The organism is Paenibacillus sp. OT2-17 (assembly GCF_009827695.1).
Lineage (GTDB): Bacteria > Bacillota > Bacilli > Paenibacillales > Paenibacillaceae > Paenibacillus > Paenibacillus polymyxa_B.
Genome location: NZ_WUDQ01000231.1, coordinates 1 through 5,487, shown reverse-complemented (window position 1 = coordinate 5,487; position 5,487 = coordinate 1). Strand labels below are relative to the sequence as shown.

Here is a 5,487-nt window from a genome sequence, read left to right as displayed (position 1 = left end):
CCAAACGTGTCAGCGCACTTTCATGCTTGCTCGTATACTCAAGTCTGCCTGCCCACTCGCCCGGCAGATCTACTTCTGTCGGAACGCCTAATCCAAATTCCTTCATATACTTGTCCCATACGTCAATTCCCTGATGCACCCCTGCATTACTTCCGTATTTGGCATACAGCGGCTTGCCGATCATATCCACCATAAACGTATTCGACGAGACCTCAATTGCCCTGCTAGGTGTCAAAGAACCATACACATGTCCGCTAGAATTCCCAACCCGGCTGGAGCGATTTTTGCCGTAGTACGCACTTCCCGTATCCAGATAAGTTTGTCCGGGAGAAAACAGGTTTTCCTTCAACCCGATCAGCACGGATAGCGGTTTAATGGTTGAACCCAGAAGCACCGAGGATTCTGGATGTGGACCCGCTTTTCCGCTAGGCACGGATTTAATGGTTCCATTTCCCATTTTATGCTGAATTTCGTCATATACCGAAGGTGAGGTACTTCCACTTTTCCATACATTAGAGTCATAATCCGGCATACTGGCCATTGCCACGATATTTCCGGTCTCTACCTCCATCGCTACAGCGAAGCCAGTGGTTGCGTCTTGATGAAGCTTCCCCGATACGGCATGAGTATGAAGCCAGCGAAGCTGATCCATAATGGCCTGTTCGGTTTTCTGCTGAATTTCCTTGTTGATGGTGGAATATAAATGAAGTCCTTTTTCAGGAGGAGTAATGGATTCAATGCCCTCCGGCATGCTGCGCGGATTGACTTCTACCGTTTTATATCCGTTTTTTCCTCTCAGCTCATCCTGGTACTGAAGCTCCAAGCCATCATATCCGACCGTTTCACTTTCCGAATACACCTGTGTCGGTCTTAGAACCTCCGAATTAGCTTCATAGAGCTCTTTATATTTGGGCCGGTTCGTTCGAGCTCCTTTGAACTTGTACATATATCCAATCGTTTGTACCGCCACCCGATCCGGGTCATAATGGCGTATACTTTCTTCTACAACCTCTACACCAGGGAACTCTGTCCGATGTTCCAGAAAATAAGCGATTTCCTCCCGACTCAGGTCGGATTTGACCAAACGTGGGGTAAATCCCCTATATTGATTATAGTCCGGGTCCAGTCGCTTTTTTATTTCCTCTGCATTAAGCTGCTCTCCTTCGTTACGACCCAGTTCGTTTAATTTGGCAGCAAGCTTGGCAGCAAAAGCATTGAGCTCAGGGAGCAGCTTTTCCCCCGGCTTGCGATCTTTCTCCGTACGTTTGCTATAATCCTTAGATAAAGTTACATACAAGGACTGTACTGGAGTCGAATACGCCAGCTTAACCGTACCTGTGGAGTCATAAATCGTGCCGCGACTCGGGGCTAACGGGACATTTTTCGTATTTACGGATTGCTGCTGGCCTTTCAGCTCCTCCGATTGTACAAACTGCAATACAGCTAGTCTGGTAATGATCAGGGCAAACAGCACAAAAGCACTAAAAAACAGTAGGTTGGTTCGTAAAACCGTCCGTTTTTTTCGTGACTCTTCATTCTCTTCAACATTTTTCTTTTTAAATGAAAACTTTTTATCCAAACTTCCTCTGTCCATATTAGCTGGTCATTACTCCTTCCATTAGGGTTTTATATTCCTGATCCTACCATATCCAAAGCAATAAACGATGAATTCCAAGATGACAATTTTGTAAGAAAACGTAGAAAAAGCATAAAAAAGCTTCCCTCAGCCCTAAGGCTAAGGAAAGCTTTCATGAAATGACATCGTATAAAATCGTATAAAATGATTATGGCTGTTTGATTGCGTTAGAATCGGTTGCTGTTTCAACCTTTTTCTTAGGTACCCCGTCCAAACCATATACTTCATCGTAGGCATCAAATATTTTGCGTGCTACAGGTCCGGCACTAAAAGCCCCGAAACCTCCTTCAGGAATGACAACCGCTACTGCAAGTTTGGGATTCTGACGTGGCGCAAAGGCAATAAATACCCCGTTATCCTTCAGTTTACCGCCTACGCTTTGCTGCGATGTCCCCGTTTTACGAGCAAAGTCATAAGGAAAACCATTAAATGCGCTGACATCTGTTGCCATCCCGCGTATGACCTCATTCCAGTATGCATCTGGGAATTTCACTTCGTTCAGCACCTTCGGCTTAATCGTTTGTACTACATTGCCGTTGGTGTCTTTAATCTGACTGACCAAATGCGGCTCCATCCGTTTGCCCTTGGTAGCCAGTACAGTGGTATATTGTGCAAGCTGGAGCGTTGTATACTTACCCTGCTGTCCAAAAGAAGCATACGCTAATTTGGACAAGGCCGATTCCTTACTTTTAGGTCCATACTCTCTCAAACCAGGATATTCCGTAGGTAAATCTACACCCGTAGACACACCTAGTCCAAATTCCTTCATGTAGCGGTCCCATACATTCACACCTTGATCTTCCTTGGCATTATTAATGTACTTGTTGTACAATCTTTTGCCCACCATATCAACCATGAATGCATTGGAGGAATGCCGTATGGCAGAAGCTGGGTCTAACCCCCCGTACACATGACCGGAAGAGTTTCGAACTCGTGACGAATTGTTACGCCCAAAATAAGCCGCTCCTGTATCCTGATAGTAGGATGAGGTACTGAATAGATTTTCCTCCAGACCTATCAACACAGAAAGGGGTTTAATGGTGGAGCCCAGAAGAACAACTGACTCTGGATGTTGACCCGATTGGCCCGATCCGAACGAACGAATAGTACCATTTAAGTATACATTTTGTATTTTCTTATAATTATCACTGGATATATTTCCAGTCTGCCAGTAATTCGCATCATAATCCGGCATGCTAGCCATCGCTACCACATTTCCTGTGTCCACTTCCATAGCCACTGCGAAGCCTGTTTTGGCATAAGGATGAGTCTTGCCAGATACAGCGTGTGAATGGAGCCATCTCAATTGATCCGCAATGGCTTCTTCTGTTTTGACCTGAATCTCTTTATTAATGGTGGAATAAATGTTATTCCCTTTTTGCGGAGGAGTAACAGAATCTACACCTTCCGGCATATTCCGTGGATCAATTGGAACTGTTTTATATCCGTTTTTCCCTCGTAACTGTTCCTGATATTGAAATTCCAGTCCATCAAAGCCAACAGATTCGTTATCCATATAAATGAGGCCCGGATCATTTTCAGCTGACATGGATTTTTGGATGTTTTTATATTTATCTAACGTTTCACGCGCACTTTTATAGCTTTTAATGTAGCCAACCGTTTGGACAGCTACCGTATCGGGATCATAATGACGTACCGTTTCCTCTACGACATCTAACCCGGGGAACTCACTTTTATGCTGCATAAAATAGGCGACTTCATCTTTATTAAGATTGGTTTTAATCAGACGCGGCGTAAAACCGCTAAACCGTTGATAGTTTCGGTCCATAGCGTCCATAATTTGTTCTGCCGTCATTTTCGGCTCATCTTTATTACCATATTGAGCAAACCGATTTGCCAGCTTTTGTGTCATGTTTTCCAGCTCAGGCAACAGCTTTTTATCAGGTTTACGCGAATTCTCCACGCTGTCACTATAGTTCTTGGAGAGCGTGATATACAGCGATTGTACAGGTGTAGAATACGCCAGTCTGTTCTGCCCGGTTGAATCATAAATTGTTCCGCGAATCGGTGTAAGCGGTACGTTTTTGGTAACATTACTGGCCTCCTGCTGTTTGAGCTGAGGTCCATCTACAAATTGAAGTATCGCCAGTCTGACAATAATGACCGTAAATATAATGAACGAGCTGAAAAAGAACAGATTGATCCGAAAGCTGAATCTTTTTCGATCAGACGTCTCGTTGTCTTTTCCCTGCTCGTTGTCTATCTTTCTCATGTGCCCTTTTCCACTCCTTATTAAATCACTTTATCCTTGATATGTGTTTGGGCAAAACCAAGCGGATTAAACCAGTCCCCACTTTGCGCCCAGGTCGGGTCTAACGGTACCCACTGATCCTGCGCGCTCAAATACACTTCATTCCATGCATGGGAACCGTATCCTCCCTGTCCGTTATAACCAAGCCCTGTCACCACCTTGACCTGTAGTCCCTGCGACCGAGCCATCATCGCATACAGGCGGGCATAATCAATGCAGACTCCCTTACGTGTATCAAACGTATCTCTAGGGGTCTGTTCATGCCAGTCACCACGCTGCTCATAGGCTTCTACCTTACTGAAATCATAGCTAATGCGGGTACCTACCCATTCATACAACGCTCTGGCCTTTTGCTCATCACCGCTCATCCCCTGTGTAATCTTGGCCGCAGCCTGACCGATATCGTTCGGAATTTCCCGGTCAATCATTTCGTATTTTCGCTGCAGGATACCATTTAATTCCTTGGTAACGGCCTGCGTAAATACGGGCAATTTATCCTTAATCAGTGTACCGGATAACGGCTCAATGACCGATTGCGCTCCCTGCTTATAAATCGGTGAAGCTTGGACGTAGCTGCTAAACCCGCTGTCTGGATACAGACTTACGCCGATGAATAGCAGGGCTATAACCATGATAGCGCGTGCTCCACCAATAATAGTGCCTATTCCAGCCCCTGCCACCCTGCTGAAAAAGCCTGATTTTTTTTCATGCTCATGGAAAGAAGAATCTGACTTGCCCCCTACCATCAACACATAAATTGCACGTAGTACAAATTGGGCGATCGCATAACTGAGCATAAACAATACGGCGAACCGCAGCAGCGGAAACCCCTCTAACCCCGCCACCAACGTATAATAAAATTGCTCAATCCCGCTTAGTTCTCGCTGAGGCAAATGTTCCATGTAAGCCGCCAGCCATTGTTGTACCTTCGGTGAAAGCCACATGGCTAATCCGAGCGAGCACAAAATACCCGCCACAGTCAGTATGCCATCCACAATAAGACTGAACAGCGCCCCTACAGATCTGGAAGCTCCTCGTCTCCAGCCCTGAATCAACGACAGCAGTACAATGACAATCAAAAACACCGTCACGCCATTCCAATGAAGAATAGGCTCCAGCCAGGATGGTTTCATTGTGTTCCTCCTGTCTCTACGGCGACTGTGGCGACTGTGTTACAGCCGAGCCTTTCGCACCTTCGATATATTTCTTGACGGTATCGCCCATACTCCACTCGCCCAGCGACATCCCCTGAAACCATACCTTGACCTTGTCACCATCAAATGGACCTTTCACTTCCAGGTTGGAGCTTGTTACTGAAAACGTACCATCCGCATTAGATGTGTATTTGGCATCCCGTCCCTCCTTGATCATCATGTTCAAAGCCTCGCTCTGAACCTTGTTGATCGCATCATCCTTTGCCTGAGTAACGACCTTGCCGACCTGTTCAAAGGAAGTTCGTTATGGAAGGAAAACTGCATCCAATTCATATTCGGCTTCATGCTTAACAGCCTTATATTATCTGATCTGATTTAAACTGAAGGAGAGAGAACGAATGAACCCAAAATATAATTCTCTATTT

4 protein-coding genes are annotated in these 5,487 nt (G+C 45.5%); all 4 read right to left on the bottom strand.

The window, feature by feature from the left end; translation table 11 throughout:
- Positions 1–1,594: peptidoglycan D,D-transpeptidase FtsI family protein (locus tag GRP75_RS18220; RefSeq protein WP_160789983.1), on the bottom strand; the 1,594-nt coding region annotated here is incomplete at its 3' end.
- 190 nt (positions 1,595–1,784) lie between these two features.
- Positions 1,785–3,869, bottom strand: a complete 2,085-nt coding sequence (locus GRP75_RS18215) for a peptidoglycan D,D-transpeptidase FtsI family protein (RefSeq protein ID WP_028541423.1) — start codon at positions 3,867–3,869, stop codon at positions 1,785–1,787.
- Between the two features lie 20 nt (positions 3,870–3,889).
- A complete protein-coding gene (locus GRP75_RS18210) occupies positions 3,890–5,041 on the bottom strand; it encodes a transglutaminase domain-containing protein (RefSeq protein WP_160789982.1) in 1,152 nt (383 codons plus the stop codon).
- 16 nt (positions 5,042–5,057) lie between these two features.
- Positions 5,058–5,282, bottom strand: a complete 225-nt coding sequence (locus tag GRP75_RS18205; protein ID WP_237449096.1) for a hypothetical protein — start codon at positions 5,280–5,282, stop codon at positions 5,058–5,060.
- Between the last annotated feature and the right edge of the window lie 205 nt (positions 5,283–5,487).